General features: G+C 65.8%; 22 protein-coding genes. 21 read left to right on the top strand and 1 reads right to left on the bottom strand.

Annotated features, from left to right (window positions below; translation table 11 throughout):
- The first annotated feature begins 11 nt into the window (after nucleotides 1–11).
- The 5 genes from ACWPV3_RS16020 to ACWPV3_RS16000 all read left to right on the top strand — a co-directional run bounded on the left by ACWPV3_RS16020 (nucleotide 12) and on the right by ACWPV3_RS16000 (nucleotide 4296).
- Nucleotides 12–1217 (top strand): hypothetical protein, encoded by a 1206-nt coding sequence (locus ACWPV3_RS16020; RefSeq protein WP_453978563.1) that lies wholly within the window; start codon nucleotides 12–14, stop codon nucleotides 1215–1217.
- A 4-nt stretch (nucleotides 1218–1221) separates the two neighbouring features.
- Nucleotides 1222–1671, top strand: a complete 450-nt coding sequence (locus ACWPV3_RS16015) for a hypothetical protein (RefSeq protein ID WP_271041011.1) — start codon at nucleotides 1222–1224, stop codon at nucleotides 1669–1671.
- Between the two features lie 11 nt (nucleotides 1672–1682).
- Nucleotides 1683–2744, top strand: coding sequence for a major capsid protein (locus ACWPV3_RS16010; RefSeq protein ID WP_453978562.1), 1062 nt, complete (start codon nucleotides 1683–1685; stop codon nucleotides 2742–2744).
- Between the two features lie 709 nt (nucleotides 2745–3453).
- Entirely contained in the window at nucleotides 3454–3801 is a 348-nt protein-coding gene (locus ACWPV3_RS16005) for a hypothetical protein (protein WP_453978561.1), read from the top strand.
- Between the two features lie 3 nt (nucleotides 3802–3804).
- Nucleotides 3805–4296 carry a DnaT-like ssDNA-binding protein gene (locus tag ACWPV3_RS16000; RefSeq protein WP_453978560.1) on the top strand — a complete coding sequence of 164 codons (492 nt, stop codon included), beginning with the start codon at nucleotides 3805–3807 and terminating at the stop codon, nucleotides 4294–4296.
- On the opposite strand, the gene ACWPV3_RS15995 is transcribed toward ACWPV3_RS16000, so the two are convergent.
- On the bottom strand, nucleotides 4247–4813 hold the full coding sequence (locus ACWPV3_RS15995) for a hypothetical protein (RefSeq protein ID WP_453978559.1): 567 nt from the start codon (nucleotides 4811–4813) through the stop codon (nucleotides 4247–4249). The two genes, ACWPV3_RS16000 and ACWPV3_RS15995, sit on opposite strands and share 50 nt — an antisense overlap.
- 15 nt (nucleotides 4814–4828) lie before the next feature.
- Between ACWPV3_RS15995 and ACWPV3_RS15990 the strand changes: the two genes are divergently transcribed.
- The 16 genes from ACWPV3_RS15990 to ACWPV3_RS15915 all read left to right on the top strand — a co-directional run bounded on the left by ACWPV3_RS15990 (nucleotide 4829) and on the right by ACWPV3_RS15915 (nucleotide 17103).
- Nucleotides 4829–5596: a phage minor head protein gene (locus ACWPV3_RS15990; RefSeq protein ID WP_453978558.1), complete on the top strand. Its 768-nt coding sequence runs from the start codon at nucleotides 4829–4831 to the stop codon at nucleotides 5594–5596.
- 139 nt (nucleotides 5597–5735) lie between these two features.
- Nucleotides 5736–6110, top strand: a complete 375-nt coding sequence (locus tag ACWPV3_RS15985) for a hypothetical protein (protein WP_453978557.1) — start codon at nucleotides 5736–5738, stop codon at nucleotides 6108–6110.
- Nucleotides 6110–6508, top strand: a complete 399-nt coding sequence (locus ACWPV3_RS15980; protein WP_313014652.1) for a hypothetical protein — start codon at nucleotides 6110–6112, stop codon at nucleotides 6506–6508. Before ACWPV3_RS15985 ends, ACWPV3_RS15980 begins: the two co-directional genes overlap by 1 nt.
- Nucleotides 6505–6933, top strand: a complete 429-nt coding sequence (locus tag ACWPV3_RS15975; RefSeq protein WP_453978556.1) for a hypothetical protein — start codon at nucleotides 6505–6507, stop codon at nucleotides 6931–6933. The genes ACWPV3_RS15980 and ACWPV3_RS15975 overlap by 4 nt, the downstream gene beginning before the upstream one ends.
- Before the next feature lie 3 nt (nucleotides 6934–6936).
- Nucleotides 6937–7359: a hypothetical protein gene (locus ACWPV3_RS15970; RefSeq protein WP_453978555.1), complete on the top strand. Its 423-nt coding sequence runs from the start codon at nucleotides 6937–6939 to the stop codon at nucleotides 7357–7359.
- Between the two features lies 1 nt (nucleotide 7360).
- Complete coding sequence (locus ACWPV3_RS15965) at nucleotides 7361–7741, top strand: hypothetical protein (protein WP_453978554.1); 381 nt, start codon at nucleotides 7361–7363, stop codon at nucleotides 7739–7741.
- On the top strand, nucleotides 7714–8040 hold the full coding sequence (locus ACWPV3_RS15960; RefSeq protein WP_453978553.1) for a hypothetical protein: 327 nt from the start codon (nucleotides 7714–7716) through the stop codon (nucleotides 8038–8040). The genes ACWPV3_RS15965 and ACWPV3_RS15960 overlap by 28 nt, the downstream gene beginning before the upstream one ends.
- A 25-nt stretch (nucleotides 8041–8065) precedes the next feature.
- Entirely contained in the window at nucleotides 8066–8488 is a 423-nt protein-coding gene (locus tag ACWPV3_RS15955; protein WP_453978552.1) for a hypothetical protein, read from the top strand.
- A gap of 81 nt (nucleotides 8489–8569) precedes the next feature.
- Nucleotides 8570–10945 carry a hypothetical protein gene (locus ACWPV3_RS15950; RefSeq protein WP_453978551.1) on the top strand — a complete coding sequence of 792 codons (2376 nt, stop codon included), beginning with the start codon at nucleotides 8570–8572 and terminating at the stop codon, nucleotides 10943–10945.
- On the top strand, nucleotides 10945–11529 hold the full coding sequence (locus ACWPV3_RS15945) for a hypothetical protein (protein WP_453978550.1): 585 nt from the start codon (nucleotides 10945–10947) through the stop codon (nucleotides 11527–11529). Before ACWPV3_RS15950 ends, ACWPV3_RS15945 begins: the two co-directional genes overlap by 1 nt.
- Complete coding sequence (locus tag ACWPV3_RS15940; RefSeq protein ID WP_453978549.1) at nucleotides 11529–12164, top strand: hypothetical protein; 636 nt, start codon at nucleotides 11529–11531, stop codon at nucleotides 12162–12164. Before ACWPV3_RS15945 ends, ACWPV3_RS15940 begins: the two co-directional genes overlap by 1 nt.
- Nucleotides 12165–12175: 11 nt before the next feature.
- Nucleotides 12176–12601: a DUF6950 family protein gene (locus ACWPV3_RS15935; RefSeq protein WP_453978548.1), complete on the top strand. Its 426-nt coding sequence runs from the start codon at nucleotides 12176–12178 to the stop codon at nucleotides 12599–12601.
- Nucleotides 12602–15850: a hypothetical protein gene (locus ACWPV3_RS15930; RefSeq protein WP_453978547.1), complete on the top strand. Its 3249-nt coding sequence runs from the start codon at nucleotides 12602–12604 to the stop codon at nucleotides 15848–15850. It abuts the gene before it with no gap.
- Nucleotides 15851–15874: 24 nt separating this feature from the next.
- Complete coding sequence (locus ACWPV3_RS15925; RefSeq protein ID WP_453978546.1) at nucleotides 15875–16096, top strand: hypothetical protein; 222 nt, start codon at nucleotides 15875–15877, stop codon at nucleotides 16094–16096.
- 57 nt (nucleotides 16097–16153) lie between these two features.
- Complete coding sequence (locus ACWPV3_RS15920; protein WP_184278499.1) at nucleotides 16154–16633, top strand: hypothetical protein; 480 nt, start codon at nucleotides 16154–16156, stop codon at nucleotides 16631–16633.
- Complete coding sequence (locus ACWPV3_RS15915; protein WP_453978545.1) at nucleotides 16630–17103, top strand: hypothetical protein; 474 nt, start codon at nucleotides 16630–16632, stop codon at nucleotides 17101–17103. Before ACWPV3_RS15920 ends, ACWPV3_RS15915 begins: the two co-directional genes overlap by 4 nt.
- Nucleotides 17104–17282 lie beyond the last annotated feature (179 nt).

Below are 17282 nucleotides of genomic sequence, written 5' to 3'. Positions count from 1 at the left end.
AGGAGGCCCGCGTGCATCAGCCCGCAGCGCCGACGCGCGCCTTCCTGGTCAACAAGGGCCTGACGGCCGGTGATCAGGTCCGCGTCAACATCCGCACCCTGGCCAACTCGGCGGCGATCAAGCGCGAGAAGCGCAACGGTCGCGACGTGATCATCGTGCCCTCGGCGACCCTGCCGGACGACGTCGTCATGAACGACATCCTCTATCCGGCCGCCGAGATCGCCAAGTCGTTCAAGACCCTGGAGCGGACGCCTGCCCCTCTGGGTCATCCGTCGGTCAACGGCAAGTTCCTCTCCGCCCGCGACCCCGAGGGCTTGAACCAAGGCTGGATCGGCGCTTGGAACGAGAACGTGCGCCAAGAGGGCGGCCGCGTCCTGCTGGACAAGGTGATCGACATCGAGCGCGCCAATCAGTCAGAGGGCGGCAAGCGCGTGCTCGCGGCCATCGACGCCGGCGATCCGGTTCACACCTCGACGGGCCTGCTGGCCATCATGGACGCCGCCAATGGCGACGTTCCCTACAAGTTTACCGCTCGCGACATCGAGTTCGACCACGACGCCATTCTTCTGGACGAAGACGGCGCCGCCACTCCCGACCAGGGCGTCGGCATGATGGTCAACTCGGCGGGCAAAGACATCCAAGTCGTCAACTCGGTCATCGAAGATGATGCCGAGCGCGATCTCGGATGGGCGCTGGAATCTGCATTCCGTGCGCTCGAACGCCAGCAGCGAGCGTCGCTGATGGAGACGGCGATGGGGGAGTTCAAAGCCCTTTTCGCCAAACTGTTTGGCTCCGCGCGGGCCACCTCAACCAACCAGATGGAGAACGACATGGCTGTCTCTGATGAGCAGTTCAAGGCGCTGTCCGACGAGGTGAAAGCCCTGTCGGATGGCCAGAAGAACCTCCCCACGAAGGAGGACATCACCAACGCGGTCGCGGCGGCTTTGAAGCCGATCAACGACCAGCTGGAGGCCCAGGCCAACAGCGCCAAGGCGACGGAAGAAGCGGAGCTGAAGACGCTCCGCGAGAAGATCGTCGCCGGCAACATCATGGACGAGGCCGCAGCTGGCGAACTCACCCTGAACGCCGCCCGCGCCCTGGCTCCCAAGGCCGAGCCGGGCAAGGCCGCCGCCATCGCCCCCGGCTTCAAGCTGCCGGGCGCCAACGCTGCCAAGCCCGCCTTCAAGGCCCCGGCCGCTCAGAAGACGGAGGCCTAAGCACATGCCCCGCTTCAACAAGATCTACGCCGGCCCGGTCACCGAGGTCACGCCGCAGGTCCAGGAGCGCATCTGCGCTGCTGCGGTCCTGCCGGGTATCGCCCTGGTGGAGTCCGGTTCGGCCTTCGCCATCGCGGGCGCCAATAGCGGCGACAAGCTCTACATCGCTCAGGACAACTACCTGGCGCTGAAGGGCACCGACGACGCCTGGCCCGCCGGCGACACCGTAATCGGCATGGAGGCGCTGGACGAGCAGTTCTTCAACATCCGCGTCCCGACCGGCACCAATGTCGCTCGCGGCGCCGAACTGACCACCAGCGCGGCTGGCAAGTTCGTCCTCGCCACCACGGGCCAGAACGTCGCCTTCGTCGCCGAAGAGGCCTTCAACAACAACACCGGTTCTGACCAGCTTGTGCGTGCGCGCAAAGCCGGCCGGAACGTGGTCGCCGCCTAAGGAGGGCGAACATGCGCTATTTCGACGAACAGCTCGTCGCCAACTCCCGCCCGCACCAGCAATGGTGGGGCGAGCTGAGCGTGGCGCGCGAACACTTCCACCGGGTCGAAGACCAGCACGCCGCCCTCTACGGCGAGATGTCGGGCGTGACCAACGCCTCGGCCGTCCTGCCTCGGGACGCCTGGCTGGAGCTGGACACCATCACCACCCGCGTCTTGCGGGACGATGGCGGCAGCGTCTTCATGGCCGACCTGATGCCGCTGGCCAAGCCGGTGAACATCGGCAAGCTGGTCCACATGACCCGCACCGCCTCGGACACCGCCAACCCGGTGTTCCGCTCGCTGTCGGGCCAGGTGCCGGTCGCCATGGACAAGACGGTCTACAACTACGCCGGCACCGTCGTTCCGATCTTCGCCGACGGCTATGGCCGCGAATGGCGGGAATGGAACACCCTGCAGTCCGAGAACTTCGACGCTCTGGCTGACGATCAGGAAGGCTCGATCGATAAGCTGAACCGCGACATGGCCAGCTATGCCCTCGACGGCGACGCCACGATCAAGTTCCAGGGCTACACCGGCTACGGCATCCGCACGTCGCCGCTGACAAAGCTGATCAACATCGGTGCGGGCGGGGCGAACATCGACCTGACCACGGCGACCCCGGATCAGTTGGAAGCGTTCTTCGTCGGGCCCTTCGGCGCGATGCTGGACGCAAATCTGATCACCGAGTCCGTCAACCTCTACATCAGCCCCGACATCGCCCGCGCCTGGGACCGTTCTTATTCGAACGCCCAAGGCTTCAAGCAAGGCACCATCCGCGAGTTCGTCGCTCGCAACCGCCGCATCAACAAAATCGAAGTGACGTGGCGTCTGACGGGCAACCAGTTCTTCGGCTTCGTGCCGAACGCTCGGTACATCCGCCCGATCATCGGCATGGCCGTAAACACCACGGCGATGACGCGCCTGAACCCGACGGACAACTACCAGTTCCTGAACATGGGCGCGATGGGACTGGAGATCCGCGGCGACTACGCAGGAAAGAGCGGTGTGTTTGCGTCCACCATCGTCAACTGACCAACCAGCCCCAGCGCTCACGCCGCATGATTAGGCCAACGGCGCTGGGGCTTATCCCGAACTGGCGAGCGATCTGCTTGTATGGCGCACCTGCCATTGATCGGATTGCTCGCACGTCGGCTTCGGTAAGGGTCGCCTGAGCATTCCGCTCTCCCTTGGTCGTCGTCCCGTGACTAACCGCGTCCTTCATATTCTCTGACCGAGAGGCCCACCGGACGTGCGTGGGATTGACGCAACCGAGATGCCCTCGGCCGCAAGAATGCGCGGTGTCGATTTCGGGCGTTTCAGGCTGACCATGTGCGAGCACGCACATCATGCGGGCGGCTGAAGTCTTCCGCCCCCTATTAGAGATGGTCGCATAGCCCACGTTGTTGCGCTGGAAGGGCCATATCAGACATTCGTCGCCGACGTGATTGACGTGCGCCCTCAGCCAAACGAGCGGTTCACCCCGTTCGATGATTTCTCCACCGGCCTCGCCGGTTCTCCAGTAGCGAAGATAATGGGTCGCGCAGTAGCCCCGCGTTCTTGTGGGCTTGCCGCATCCGTCAACAGAACATAGGGCTCTGGTAGCCATGGCTGATCCTTCCGAGATCGCTTTGGTTAGGGCCGATGTTGGTGTGTCCAGCACCTCGTCGGCCCGCTCAGTATGCCCCAAACCCGCACTAGAAGCAGCCGGAAACGGCGTTTGGCAGACTGAAAGGAAAGAGCAATGCGTATCCGCATCACCGCCGGCGGCATCTACGATGGCGAAGGCAAGGAAATTCCGGTCGGCACCGAACTCGATGTCGCCGACTTCGACGTCAACGACGAGGGCCAGCCGGTCGAGCCCCACCCCTGGGGCGGCCGGTTCGTCGCGATCGGCGGCGGCAAGAAGGGCAAGAAGGGTGTCACCAACGACGGCGTCCTGAAGGCCGAGCATCACGGCGGCGGCAAGTTCAACATCACCCAAGGCGAACAGGTGCTGCTGGAAGGCATTTCGAAGACCGACGCCGATGCCTTCAATGCCCTGTCCGACGAGGACAAGCAGGCGTTCGTCGCCTCGCAGGCCAAGGCCTAAGACGTGGCGGGCTACGGATCAGATCAAGGATTCACCGAGTGGGCGGCCGAGAACGGCTATTACACTTCGACCGGAGACCTGACCGTGGCCCAGCTACGCCAGCGGGCCAGCGACTACGTCGACGGCCTGTACGGCACCCGGTTCCGCGGCGAGCCAGCCGGCGGAATCGACCAGGAACGCGCCTGGCCCCGGATCAACGCGACGGCATGGAAGACGCCGGTCGCCGTCGACGTGATCCCGCGCAACGTCATCATCGCCAGCTATCACGCGGCCATCCAGGAAGCGTTGAAGCCCGGTTCGCTCTCGATCTCCGCAGCCAACTCCGGCGCCCTGAAGCGCAAGAAGGTGGACGTGATCGAAAAGGAATACTTCGAGGGCAGTGGGAACGCCGTCACCGACAACACGCTGCGGCTGAGCGCTGTTGAAGGCCTGCTCGCCCCGTTTCTCACACATGAAACCACTTCGGCAGGCCTCGGCCTATGGGCGGTTGGCTGACATGCTGACCTGTGCGACTCTCCCGGCCGTGACCCGCCGCATCGACAACGATGATCCGCGCCTGACTGCGCACCGCGAGCCGATGGATCTCGCAGACGCGGCGTTCAGCGCCATGCTCGACAGCGCTGAGGCCATGATGATGGCGGTCGCCAAACATGAGGACCAAACGGTCGTTCTGCATCATCGCGAGCAGGCCCAGGCCAAGTTTGAGGCCTATCTCGATCTCATGGCCGAGGCTGGCCACCACGCCGGGCAACTGAAGCCCTAATCCGACATGGCAAAGCGCCTGTCCCAACGACGGCTCTTCCGAGAGCTGGCGGCGAAGTTTGGCGTAGAAGTCGCCGAAGCCTTCATGGCGGCGATCCGGGATTTGACGCGCGGCGTCGAGTTTCACCGCCTGGAGCAAGCCATACGGCGCGGCGACCTCGAAGACGCAATCGCGGCGCTCCACATAAACCGCGGGGCCTTCCAGCCAGTCGAAGCCAGGCTGGTCGAAGCCTTCACCGCCGGGGGCCAAGGCGCTGTAGCGACCATGCCGGCCGCCGTGTCGATCGGCTTCCGCTTCGACCCTGGCAATCAGCGCGCCGCTGCGATCGTCCGCGAGACGGCCGCCACGCTCATCACCCGCCTGACGCAGGGCGAGATCGATCAGGCCCGCGCCTTCCTCGCCGACGGCATGGCGCGCGGCGCCGGCCCTCGGTCTGTAGCGCTGGATCTGGTCGGACGCATCAACCGGGCCACCGGGAACCGCGAAGGCGGCCTGATCGGTCTGTCCGGCCCCTATCGTGACTACGTCGCCACCGCTCGCGCCGAGTTGGCGTCGACGGACCCTGCCCTGCTCCGCAACTATCTGACCCGCAAACAGCGCGACCGCCGTTACGACAAGGCTGTGGCCCGCGCTATCGAGACAGGCAAGCCTGTCCCGCCCGAGACCGCCCGCACGGCCGTGACCCGCTATTCCGCCCGCCTGGTTCGCCTCCGCGGCGAGGTCATCGCCCGCACTGAAGGCCTGCCCGCTATCCGCGCCGCCAAGCATGAGGCGTTTCAACAGCTCGTCGATGACGGCCGTGTCGAGGTCATGGACATCATACGCGGCTGGTCCACCACGGAAGACGGACGCCAACGCGACACTCACGACGCGATGAACGGGCAAGAGGTGCGCGGCCTGGACATGCCATTCACCAGCCCGAGCGGCGCCCAGATGATGTTCCCCGGCGACACCTCACGCGGCGCGCCGGCGTCCGAGATCGTGGCCTGTCGCTGCGACGAGTTCATCACGATCAGGAAGTGGCCCATATGAAGCCTTACCGATCAACGGGCTACATCCCGTACCTGCACTATTTGGTCCGCGCCTTCCTCATGTTCCGCCGCAAAGGAATGTCGTGGCGTTTCGCCTGGGTAGCCGCTTTCGACTACTGGAAGTTCGACCGAGGCGTTCGATGAGCATCATCACAGGCGTCGCCGAAGAGGCGCTGGAAGACTTCGGAGATGACTTCGAAGACGGGTCTCTGACCGTGCCTGGTGCGCGTGTTCCCGATGGTCAAGGCGGGTTCAAGACCGGCCCGGCGACGGTCTATCCCTGCAAGGTGCTGCTGACCGACTACAGCGACTATCGGCGGCAGTCGCTCGGCATCCCCGCCACTGATCGTCAGGTACTTGTCCTGGGCGCCAGTCTCCCCGCCGGCGTCATCCCTGCCAAGGGCCACCAGATCACGGCCCCTGATCCCGCTAAGGGCCTCCTCCCCACGACCTTCGACGTGATCGCGAAGACAGGCGACCCGGCGGCGGCCCTCTACAAGCTCCAGGCGCGATAATGGCGAAGGTCACGCTCGATCTCGGCGCCATCGAGGCCATGTCGGATCGAGCCGCTGAAGGTGGCCTGAGAGAGGCCCTGGGCGAATACGAGCGCATCCTGAAGACCGACGTGCTGAACCGGGCAGGGACTGGGAAGCAATACGGCAAGCATCAGGCCTCAGCCCCCGGCGAGCCCCCTGCCCGCGACCTGGGCAATCTCGTTGCCAACACCAACGCCGATCCGACCATCCGCGACGACGGGGACGAGAGGGTGGGAACGGTCACAGCCAACGCCGCCTATGCCCTGCCCCTCCACAACGGCACCGAGCGCATCGCGGCCCGCCCCTTCATGGATGTGCCGGCGAAAGAGAACCAGCGCGAGCTGACCGAGGCGTTCGTCAGGGGGGCGAGAGAATGAACAGCACCGCCGCCATCTTCGCCCGCCTGAACGGCTCGCTGTCGATCATCGATCGCCTCGACATCTTCGAAGGCCGCGCCGCCATCTTCAACGACCGCGCTCCTGACGACTTCCAGTTCTCGGGGCAGGCCGCCTTGGTCATCGCCGCGCCGTCGGCTGACATCGACGCCAGCACCTTCTCTGAGATCATCCGAGACATCACCCAGGACGTTCGCCTCTACGCCCACGACACCGGCTCGACAGCCGCCATCGACGCGCTGGGCCGCGACATCCGCGACCTCTTCCACCTCCAGGCCTCACAGATCGAGGTCGAGGATGGAATCTGCTCACTCGCGACCGCTACCGGGCCGGTTGCAGCGCCGACCACTGACCCCTCGCTGGTCGGTCGGCGGGTTCAGCTCCGGCTCCAACTGAAAAAGGACTGACCTATGGCCTATCTGGCTCAAGGGGCGATCAAGGTCGAGGTCAACCTCGGCACCGACGGCTCGCCCGACTGGACGAACGTTCCCGGCGTCACCGTGGCCAATGGCCTCGGCTTCTCCGAAAACCGCATCGACGTCACCGACTTCGACACCGCCCCTGGCACGCAGGAAAGCATCTCGGGCCCCCGGCCGAACGTGCCCCTGACCTTCACCATGCACGACGAGCCCACGGATGAAGCCCAGATGGCCATCCATGAGGCCTGTGACGACAACGAGCCGATTGGCTTCCGCTTGCTGCGCGGTGCCAAGGCCCAGGAGTTCAAGAGCGTCCCGACCGTGTCGCTGGCCGCCCCCGTTAATGGCGTGGTGACATACAGCGTGTCAGCAACCCCGGACGCCAAGCCGACTCGCACCACGGTCACGCCGTAACATGAACGACGCCCGCCTTGGTATTGTGCGCCTGCCGCTCCCGGATGGGCGGCAGGTTGCCCTGCAACTGACCTTCGCCGCCTTGGACGCCAAGGGCCATGACTGGCTGCTTGACCGCTTCAAGGTGCTTCAGAAGGGCCGAGCCGGGGCGTCGTCTGCGCTCGGCGATCTGCTGGAGGTTCTGACCGACGGCGCCATCACCAAGGCGGACGTGATCGGCGCGCCGGTCGCCGCTTTCCCTCTGTCGCCCTGCATGAAGGCCTGCTGGGATGCGTGGGAGCTTGCCCAATACGGCCCGGGCGGGAGGTCCGCCGAAGCTGGCCCCGCAAACCCTCAGACGCGCCGGCCGACGCTGTGGAGGCGGCTCTTCGGGCGGCGCTGAAGGGCGGACTGTCCGAAGCCGAGTTCTGGAAGCTGACGCCCTATCGTCTGGGCATGATCTTGACCGAACGCGGGCGCGGTGAAGCTGCCTCGGCGCTCTGGACCGGATGGATGGTCGCCCGTCTCGCTGTTGAGCGAGAGCCGACCCTGTCAGGACCGCAGCACTATTTCCGCGAGTTCTTCGATCTGTCCGGCAACGCCTCAGATGCCGAGGCCATGGCCGACGCCGAGTTCAACCGCATCGCCCGCGTCTTTGGCGTGGAGATCGTGGACTTGTCGGATGAGGGCGCGGCGCCCTAGCCTGTCCCTCTTTCGGGAGGAATGGATGAGCGAAGCGAAAACCGGCTTCACGCGCGGGTTCTTCGGATGCTTCGGCGTCCTGGCGGCGATTGTGTTCGTCATCGTAGGCTTCGCAACGCTCAGCCATTGCGCCGCGGTCATCCCTGCGAACGACAAACGTGACGACGACAGCGGCAAAGATTTCAACCGCCTCACCTACGCCAGCCATTGCGCGAATGCCTTAGTCGAAGCGGGCGGCAAGGGTCAGATCAATGCGGATCGGTCAGCGGTCGTCGTGCCTTGGTCGATCGTGAAGGTTGGCGGAACAGACACCTTTCCCATCCTGGAATGCGCGGTGACTGAAGGCGACCGCGTCCGGTTCGTTACCGTGGAAGTGGTCTGCGAAGACGACTCCGCTGAGCGATGCTCGGCCCTGAAGGGCGTCTCAGACGCTCGCACCGGCAGGTAGACTAATAGCCTCCCGGCGCTGACACGATGATCTGAACGAAGGGCGGTCCATCTGGATCGCCCTTTTCGCATGGAGCGCTGAATGACCGATTCTCCCGTCGTCGGCTCCGCGTCGTTCGAGCTTCGCGCCACCAAGGACAAGCTGAAGCAAGATCTTCGTGAGTCGGAGCGCGACCTCAAGGGTTTCGTCGACGGCGCGGAGCGCACAGCGGGCGCGGGCGCTGGACGGATCGGGGGTGCCATCTCATCCATGGCGCTGTCCGTCACGACGGTTCTGACCGGCCTTGTGACGCTGCTGGGCTTGGCTGCTGTCGGAGCGTTCAATCTCGGCATGCAGGGCATGCAGATGGCGGACGACATCGCCAACACCGCCCGCAAAATCGGCGTCGGGACGAACGCGCTGCAGGAGTGGCGCTTCGTCGCAAAGCAGACAGGCGGTGACGCAAAGGACGCCGACGCTGCCCTGGACAAGTTTGCGGACAAGCTGGCCCAGGCCACGGCGGGAACGTCAAAGAGCGCGACCAAGGCGTTCAATCTGCTGGGCATCGGACCGGAGGAGTTGCGGTCGTTCAAATCCACTGAGGACGCCCTCGACACCATCACCGACCGCATCAAGGGGCTGAAGTCAGAAGCCGACCGCGCCGCCGTTGCTGAAGCGCTGGGACTGGGCTCGCTCTCATCCGCGCTACGCGACGGCGCTGTGGACATCGCCAAGCTGCGGGATGAAGCCCAGAGCCTTGGCATCGTGATGGACCAGGAAATGGTCCGTCGCGCCAGCCAGGCCCAAGGCGAGTTCGATACCCTCAGCCAGATCATCGACGTCAATCTGAAGAGCGCTTTCATCGATCTGGCGCCGGCCATCATGGCCGCCATTGGCCTGGTCGCTGATCTGGCTCGCGCTCTCAGCGATGCCATGGACGCTTGGCGTGACCTCGACAGCAAGACGACCCGAGGCCTTCAACGCGAAGCCGCTCGGCTCTCTGCTGAGAACAACAACCTGATCAGCCGATATGGCTCTCCGCTCGGGATGAACGGCCGGGAAGCCGACCGTCCCACGGTACCCGGATCATCCGGGGGTGCGGCCGGTGTCGGGGGCGCCATGGTCGTGCGGAGCATGCAGCCGGGCGCGCGCGAGACCTATGAGAACAACCAGCGCCGCCTCAACGAGATTTTCGAGCAGATCAAGGCGAGAGAAGACACTGCAGCCCCTTCCCTCACAAACCGTTCGTCAGGTGGAAGCCTAACCCTTCCGCCGCCCCGCGCCGACAACAGCGCCCAACGGGCCGCCGAGCGTGAAGCGCGCCGCGCCGAACGTGTCGAGCAGGAAATCTTCAAAGCCCGCCAGCGCCTGCTCCGCGTTGCCGAAGACGACATTTTGACTGCCCAGCAGCGCTATGACTTGGCGCGTGAGCAGCTGAAAATGGACCGCGAGGCACGCGATGCGGAGATCCAGAGCAAAGCCGACCGGGGCGAGATCAAGGCCGCTGAGCGCCGCCAGCTCGACGCCGCAAATGCCGAGGCCGACGCCCTCGAAGATCGTCTGCTGACCGACAACGCCTTCCGCGAAATCCAAGACGAGCGCTTGGCGACGGAGAAGCTGCTCTCCGGACTGACCGCTGACCTGCTGTCGCTTCAATCCGGCGCCGCCCGTACGGCCAAGGAGCGCCAGCGGATTGAACTCGACCTGCTGGAAATCAGGCAGCGGGAGCGACGCGAAGCTCTCCGTCTGGAGCTGGAGCGCAACCCCAATCTGACCCAGGCGCAGCGCGAAGCCGCCATGGCGACGAATGGCCGGATCGAGCGCGGCGAGCGCGACGCCGTCATCCGCAACAATCTGTCACCCCTGGAACGCTGGCGCGACGAGAGCCTGAAGACGGCTGACGAGATCGCGGAAGCCTATGAGAATGTCGCGGCCCGCGGCCTGGACGCGCTTAACGATGGCCTCGTCGATGCGATCATGAACAGCCGCAACCTGGGTGAAGTTTTCTCTAACGTGGCGCGGCAAATCCTTGCCGATTTGCTGAAGATTTCGGTTCGCAGGGGAATCACCGAGCCGCTGGCGGACATGCTGTTCGGCGGCTCGGGCTCTGGGGTTGGGTCTGGATCAGGTGGCGGTATCGGCTCGTCGATCTTTTCGGCCATCAAGTCGGCGCTGAAGATCCCCGGCTTCTCCAGCGGCGTCAGCAACTTCGGCGGAGGGCTCGCCTATGTCCATGCCGGCGAAATCCTGGCCAATCTACCTCAGGGCACGGACGTGATCCCCGCTCATGCGGTCCAGGCTATGGGCAGCAGGAGCAGCGTGTCGCGCATTGTGGTGACGACGAACGACGACCGGTTCAACGCCTACGTCGACGACCGGGCCGCCCGGCCGGCCGCTGCTGCCTTCAGCACCGCTCGCAAGACCGTCCCGGCCGACATGGCGCGAACTGACCGCTACACGCTGGGGCGTCGTCGCTGATGGCCGTTCTGGTCCTGCCGACCGATCCGGCGCCCGCGAATATGGGCATCGCCATGATCACGGCGAAGAATGTCCTGGCTCCGGCCTTTGGTGACGGAGAACAAGAGCTTCTGCGCAAGGGCAGCCGCTACGCCCTGACCTTCCAGATGCCGCCGATGCGCTACGTCACGTCGATGGACTGGGACGACCTGATGGCCGAAGGCGACACGGTCGTCATGAAGGTGCATCAGCCCGGCTTCGACACCGGCGCGCCGGGCACGCCTCGTGTGAACACGTCGGGCCAATCTGGTCGCATCATCGCCTTGAAGGGTATGACGCCGGGCTATGTGATCCACAAAGGCCAGTTCCTGTCGATCGTCACGCAGGGCCGGCGGTTCCTGTATCGCGCAGCGAGCGCCGCTCTGGTGCTGGAGAACGGTCGGGCCAACGTCTTGCTGCGCACCATGCTGCGCTTCCCGCCGGCGGATAACGACGTGGTCGAGATCGCTCAGCCGATGATCGAGGGCTTCGTCCGTGACCTGGGCGAATGGTCGGTCGGCGTCGATCGTTTGGTCGGGCTGCAGTTCACGGTGAGGGAGCGCTGATGGACGCGAACCTGATCGCCGCCTATCAGCAGCCCGCCTTTGTCAAAGCGACCCTGGTGCGGTTCGATATGGCGGGCGGCGCCGTCTGCCTGACGGACGGCGGTTTCGTTGTGTTCGACGCCGGCGAAGGCGATGGGCCGGAGGGGTATGTCGCCTACCATCCCGTCTATGGATCGCTGGACACTGTCGGCGGCGTCAAAGACGGCGCCGAGGCCCAGACCACACGCATCGACATCGCTCTTCTGCCCGCCTCGGACACCGCCGCCGCAGCTCTGGCTTCGCCAACGACTCAAGGCACGCGTATCCAGTGGTGGGAGGGCGCCGTCGATCCTGACAGCGGTCTCCTGATCGGCGTCCCCGAACTGAAGTTCGACGGGGAGATCGACAAGGCGCGGTTCCAGGTCAGCGACAGCTGGAGCCTGACGCTGGAATGCGGAACCCAGGCCGAGCGCCAGCTGGAGCCGAACGCCGACTGGCGGTTGAACAACGCCTTTCATCAACTGATCTGGCCCGGCGAACTGGGCCTGTCCTACGTCGACGGCGTCACCCGTAAAAAGGAATGGCGCAGCCGACCCGAAAACCCGGGCGTGTTCAAACGTCTGTTGAAGTCGCTGGTCCCGCTGCTGCCCGACTGAGGGAAACCATCATGAACACGATGCTCAAGCGGGCTGCGGCGACGCAGGCCTGCATGGACCGTTTCGCCTACAAGCCCGTCGAACCCGGCGTGCGGGATTGCGGCAAGCTGGCGGCTCACGCCCTGCACAAGCAGGGCCGATCCGCCAAACTGCTGAACGCCTCGAAACACCGTAGCTGGCGCGGGGCCCTGGCCTATCTGAAACGAACCGGGTTCGCGTCCCTGGTCGAGCTGATCGACGCCATGGAGCTGCAGCGGATTCCGCCGGCCGCGGCCCTGCCGGGCGACATCATCGCCATGCCGACCGATGAGGCGAACGGCTTCGGTTGTTCACTGGCCGTGGCGCTGGAGAACGGCCGGGTGCTGGGTCTGAACCCGGCGACGAACTTGATCGAGCCGATGATCCCGCACCTGTTCGTCTGCGCCTGGAGGGTCTGAGTGCCGCACCTTCTGCCCGCCGCCGCCAGCGCCATCGCCCAGGCCGCGCCGACCGCCGCCGCCACGGCGGCCAAGGCGACCGTCATGGGGACGCTGAAGTCGGTCGCTTTCAACGCCCTGACCAGCTTGGCGATCAGTTCGGCCTTGTCGGTCTTTTCGCCCGCCGTGGGGGCGTCGGCGCGGCAGGTCGAGTTCGTTATCGATCCGGACGGACCGATCCCCTTCGCCGCCGGCCGCGTCGGCGTGTCGGGCTCGGTGATCCACCGCGACACCTTCGGCCCCGACCTGATGTATTACGGCATCCCGTTCGTCCTGTCGGGCGCGGGGCCGATCACCGCCATCGAGTCCTTCATGGCGGACGATCATCCGATGGCGTTCGACGCCAACGGCGGCGCGACGACCGAACCCTACCGCCAGGAACTGTTCTTCCGGTCCGTCCTGGGTTTCCAGCCCGCCCCCGCCGCCCTGACCACGCCCAGCGGTCTCAAGAAGGGCGCGACGCTGCCCGGATGGACGTCGGCGCACAAGCTGTCGGGCAAGGCGGCCGGGCTGATCGTCATGGCCGAGAACAGCAAGGGTTCGGCCTTCCCGACCGGCGAGATCAAGCCGCTGATCCAGCTGCTCGGCCTGAAGGGGTGGGACCCCACGCTGGACAGCACCTATCCCGGCGGCGACGGCCCGTGCCGGCTTCACGACGCCTCGACCTGGGTCACGCTGACCTGTCCCATCCTGTGGGGTCTGAAGTGGGCTCTCGGGCTGTGGGAAGGTCCCGAACTGAAGGGCGCGCCCGCGCACGACAGCGCGACTGATCATCAGGTCGGCGGCATCGGCGCTAGGCTGTCGGGGGTGGACGTGCCGGCCTTCGTGGCGGCGTCCAACGTGGCCAAGGCGAACAACTGGACCGTCTCGGCCTATCCCAACACCGACGACGACAAGCACCAGGTGCTGGAGACGTTCCTTCAATCCGGCGGCGCGACCTATGCGCAGCGGGCGGGCAAAATCAGCTGCATCAGCCGGGCCGCGCCACGAGCCAGCCTGGTCACGATCTCGGTCCGCGATACGGCCGGCCCCCTGGAGATCGACACGGCAGCCAGCCGGATCGACCGCATCAACACCCTTCGCCCCCGCTTCTGGAGCCCGGCGCACCGATGGCAGATGACGGCGCTGGACGGCGAGATCACTGCCCAGGCCTATCGGGACGAAGACGGCGGCCGAACCCGTTCGCGGGGCATCGACTGGCCGTTCGTGTCGGACGCGACCCAGACCGCTCAGCTGACCGCGCTGCAGATCGCCAACACGCGCGAAGGCGTCGCGGGCGTGATCCCGCTGAAGCCGCACCTGCAACGCATCCGCCCAGGCGACGCGTTCACGATCACCGAGGCGGGCTTCGTCCTGAACGGGCTGAAGTGCCTGTGCCTGAACACCGACTACGATCCAGCGACGGGCGTGGTGCGGGTGTCGTTCGTCAGCGAGACCGACGCCAAATATCCTTTCGCCCTGGGGCAGGACCCGACGCCGCCGGTTCCGCAGGTTCTGACGCCGGTCGATCCCCGCTTCGTCAGCCCGCCGGGGGCCGGAGACTGGACGATCACCCCGCGCCCACCCGCGTCGGGTGGTGGTCAGATTCCCGGTTTCGACGTAACCGGAGTTGTCTCGAATGACACGGCGACGGCGATCATCGTGGAGACGGGTATGGCCGCCGATGGTCCGTGGACGCAGGCCTATCAAGGTCCGCCGACGGTCACGAACATCCCGGTCGACGGGCTCCAGCCGGGTGCGCCCTATTTCGTTGCGATTCAGTATCAGCGGAACCAGAACTATTCGGAACGCCACGTCTACGGGCCGTTCACAGCGCCGGCCCTAGACCCTGGTCCGAACGCTCCCACCATCATCGGCATCCGAGGCGAGATCGACGCGCTGGCGGACTTGCAGGCGAGCGAGACGATCATTCGTCAGGAGCAGATCGACGCGCTGGCGGCCCGTTCGAACCACGCCGCCAACCTGATCGACAATCCGAACGGCGCAGCGGACTTCCGCAGTTGGATCAAGGAGGGCGGTCCGAACACGGATGCGATCAACGACCCCGAGGTGGGCCATATCTTCGTGGTCGGCGACTACATGGTGTCGCAGGTCTATCCGGCCTCGCCGGGGCAGAAGCACAGTCTGGGCTACAACGCGTCGCCGGTCGGCGGGGGGCATGTTCGCCTGCAATATGTGACGTCCGGGGGATTGGTCGAGGGCGTGCGGGTGGACAACACGCTCGCGGAGAAGGCCGAACGGCGACGGTCGGTCACGCCTGCGACGGCGCCCGCCGGAACGACCGGTTTTCGTCTGGTCGTCGCGCCGCCGGCCGGCGGCGTGCTGCCGGTGTGGGCCATCAAGGTCAACTTCGGCGATGTGGCCACGGACTTCAGCGACGACTATTCGGCGGCCGTGCTGGAGGCCGAAGCGTCGATCACCAAGGCGGCCGTGCTCGATCTGGAAGGTCAGCAGGCGTTGGCGCGGGTGGAGATCGTCGCGGACGCCGAGGGCGGCAAGCCTGCGCGGGGCCGATGGGTCTCTTCCACCTTGGGCTCCTACATAGCCTTCGAGGCCCCCTACATCTTCTGGGGCGAGAACACCGTCTTCGTCGATGCGTCGGACACGCTGGAAACGACGGTTGGCGACTACATCCGCGTGCTGGCGCTCGGCGCCCCGTTCGGTGCGGCGTCCAATCTCGTGGAGTGGTGGGGGCCTAAGACCGTTGCGCGAGGCGCCATGACCCCGGCGAACGGCCTGAACGGTCGCATGACCACGGCGCCCTATGTGTTCGACAATGTCGTCTCCATCCAGGCCAGCGCCCTGTTGTCGTCGATTGCGGTGAACGGCGCCGCAGGAACGACCGATGACACGAACTGGACCACCTGGTGCACGGCTTCCTATTCGAACCTGCCCAGCGGCGGCCTCTTCAAGCTGTTCGCCGAGGCGTCCGCGAACCCTGGCATGACCATCGAAGGATTGGGGTCGTCATTCGATGGCGAGTTCAGGGTTCAGCAGGCCGGGGCCACCATTGCGACAGGTTCGGTGTCGGCCTTCGCGTCGGGCGGCGACGCCAGCTTGGCCCTGCTGATGCCGACAGCGCCGATCATCCCGGCCGCCACGGGGCAGACCTCGCTGGTGCTTCAGGTCCGCCGGGCATCGGGGTCGAACTACATCGGCGGCGCGGGCGCCCACGTCACCTTCTACGCCGAATGGACCAAGGCGGGCTGAGCCTGCCGAGACAAGGAGCGCCCCATGGCCACGAACAAGCTGGAACAGAACTACGCCGCGCGCGAGGCCGTGGCCTTGGCCGTCGGCGCCAAGCTGCGCGAGATCGCGGCCATTCTGACCGAGGCCAAGGCCGATCCCGACCTTTTCCGCGACGGCCTGACCGCGCCGCTGGATCGGGTGCTGGTCCATGCCCAGTTGCACGGTCCCGTGCTGCATCCCGATCCGCTGCCGCAAGGCGCTGACTGACCCCGACCGAAGCCGCCCAACGGCTGTTCGACCACGGCCTGACATTCGGAGACCTCCATGGCTCGATTCATCCGCTGGGTGGCGGAACCCTTCACCGTGTTCGGGATCGGCGCGCTGCTGAACCTGATCCTGAGCGCGGCGGCCTATGCCGGCGTCATCGGGGCGGACCGGATCGACCCCGACTGGATTTTCCTCGCGGGCGCGGCGGGCGGCATCGTGTCCGCCCTAGTCCACGTTGGCGTGGTCTCGCTGGGGTCCGAACCGGCGACCTCGCGCGAGATCATGCGCGCGGTGATCGAGGGCGTGTTCGCCGTCGTCGTCGGCGCGCTGGTCGCCCGGTTCTGGGCCGCGCCCATCGCCCTGCGACTGGCGCCTGACATCAACCCGTCCGACCTCAGAGCCATCGGCTTCGGGATCGGGATGGGGGCGTGGCGCTTCGCGCCTGGTCTGTTTGGGGCCGTCAAACTGCTGTCCAACCCTGCCACCCTTCGCGATCTGGCCCTGCGCTGGTTGGGCGGCACGAGGGCCAACCCATGACCCCTGTCGATATCGTCACCGTCATCGCCGCCGGGCTGGTCGGCCTGACCGTTCTCGCCCGTGCGGAGTTGGTTTCGCCGCGCGTTCGCAGTTCCTACGCCAGCAACGGGTTCGTGCGGTTCGGCATGGACGCCGTCGCCCTGGTGACGGTGTTCGTCATCTTCGAAATCGTCGGCGGCGCGCATGTGCCCGACGCCGTCGCCTGGTTCTTCGTCATCGCCGCCTTGACCTCGACCGCCATGCTGATCAGCATGTTCGTCCACGATGGGCGCGAGGTGCTGGAGGTGCGCCGGGCAGAGACCCGAGCCGCCGACGTTCAGGACATGAAGGAAGCGGTGGAGGAGACGATCCCGCCGGCCGTGGAGCGCTCTCTGGAGAAGGTCGTCACCAGCTTCGCCGAACCTGCGCCCGATTACGACCGGCTGATCCGCATCGACCCGGTCCCGCCTGCCACTCCGCCCGCCGACTGACGAACCGGCTGCCCTCATGGCGGCCAGCTAACCTCCAAATCTGGAGACTGACCATGAGCCTTATACCGGCTGACAGGTTCCGCGCGTTTGCGCCTCGGGCGACGGCGGGCACACGCGAGGCGCTGGAGGCGGCGGCGTCCGCACACGGCTTCTCCGGCCTGGTCCTGGCCCACTGGCTG

The sequence above is a fragment of the Brevundimonas sp. Marseille-Q4549 genome, from assembly GCF_976940555.1.
This window is presented reverse-complemented; position numbering and strand designations above follow the sequence as displayed.

Excerpts from the sequence above, each read along its gene's own strand:
- ACWPV3_RS15935 (WP_453978548.1), top strand. The coding sequence starts at position 12,176 with ATGAACACGATGCTCAAGCGGGCTGCGGCGACGCAGGCCTGCATGGAC.
- ACWPV3_RS15965 (WP_453978554.1), top strand. The coding sequence starts at position 7,361 with ATGAACGACGCCCGCCTTGGTATTGTGCGCCTGCCGCTCCCGGATGGG.
- ACWPV3_RS15955 (WP_453978552.1), top strand. The coding sequence starts at position 8,066 with ATGAGCGAAGCGAAAACCGGCTTCACGCGCGGGTTCTTCGGATGCTTC.
- ACWPV3_RS15945 (WP_453978550.1), top strand. The coding sequence starts at position 10,945 with ATGGCCGTTCTGGTCCTGCCGACCGATCCGGCGCCCGCGAATATGGGC.
- ACWPV3_RS16015 (WP_271041011.1), top strand. The coding sequence starts at position 1,222 with ATGCCCCGCTTCAACAAGATCTACGCCGGCCCGGTCACCGAGGTCACG.
- ACWPV3_RS15920 (WP_184278499.1), top strand. The coding sequence starts at position 16,154 with ATGGCTCGATTCATCCGCTGGGTGGCGGAACCCTTCACCGTGTTCGGG.
- ACWPV3_RS15980 (WP_313014652.1), top strand. The coding sequence starts at position 6,110 with ATGGCGAAGGTCACGCTCGATCTCGGCGCCATCGAGGCCATGTCGGAT.
- ACWPV3_RS15925 (WP_453978546.1), top strand. The coding sequence starts at position 15,875 with ATGGCCACGAACAAGCTGGAACAGAACTACGCCGCGCGCGAGGCCGTG.
- ACWPV3_RS15940 (WP_453978549.1), top strand. The coding sequence starts at position 11,529 with ATGGACGCGAACCTGATCGCCGCCTATCAGCAGCCCGCCTTTGTCAAA.
- ACWPV3_RS15970 (WP_453978555.1), top strand. The coding sequence starts at position 6,937 with ATGGCCTATCTGGCTCAAGGGGCGATCAAGGTCGAGGTCAACCTCGGC.
- ACWPV3_RS15950 (WP_453978551.1), top strand. The coding sequence starts at position 8,570 with ATGACCGATTCTCCCGTCGTCGGCTCCGCGTCGTTCGAGCTTCGCGCC.
- ACWPV3_RS15990 (WP_453978558.1), top strand. The coding sequence starts at position 4,829 with ATGCCGGCCGCCGTGTCGATCGGCTTCCGCTTCGACCCTGGCAATCAG.
- ACWPV3_RS16010 (WP_453978562.1), top strand. The coding sequence starts at position 1,683 with ATGCGCTATTTCGACGAACAGCTCGTCGCCAACTCCCGCCCGCACCAG.
- ACWPV3_RS15975 (WP_453978556.1), top strand. The coding sequence starts at position 6,505 with ATGAACAGCACCGCCGCCATCTTCGCCCGCCTGAACGGCTCGCTGTCG.
- ACWPV3_RS15915 (WP_453978545.1), top strand. The coding sequence starts at position 16,630 with ATGACCCCTGTCGATATCGTCACCGTCATCGCCGCCGGGCTGGTCGGC.
- ACWPV3_RS15985 (WP_453978557.1), top strand. The coding sequence starts at position 5,736 with ATGAGCATCATCACAGGCGTCGCCGAAGAGGCGCTGGAAGACTTCGGA.
- ACWPV3_RS16005 (WP_453978561.1), top strand. The coding sequence starts at position 3,454 with ATGCGTATCCGCATCACCGCCGGCGGCATCTACGATGGCGAAGGCAAG.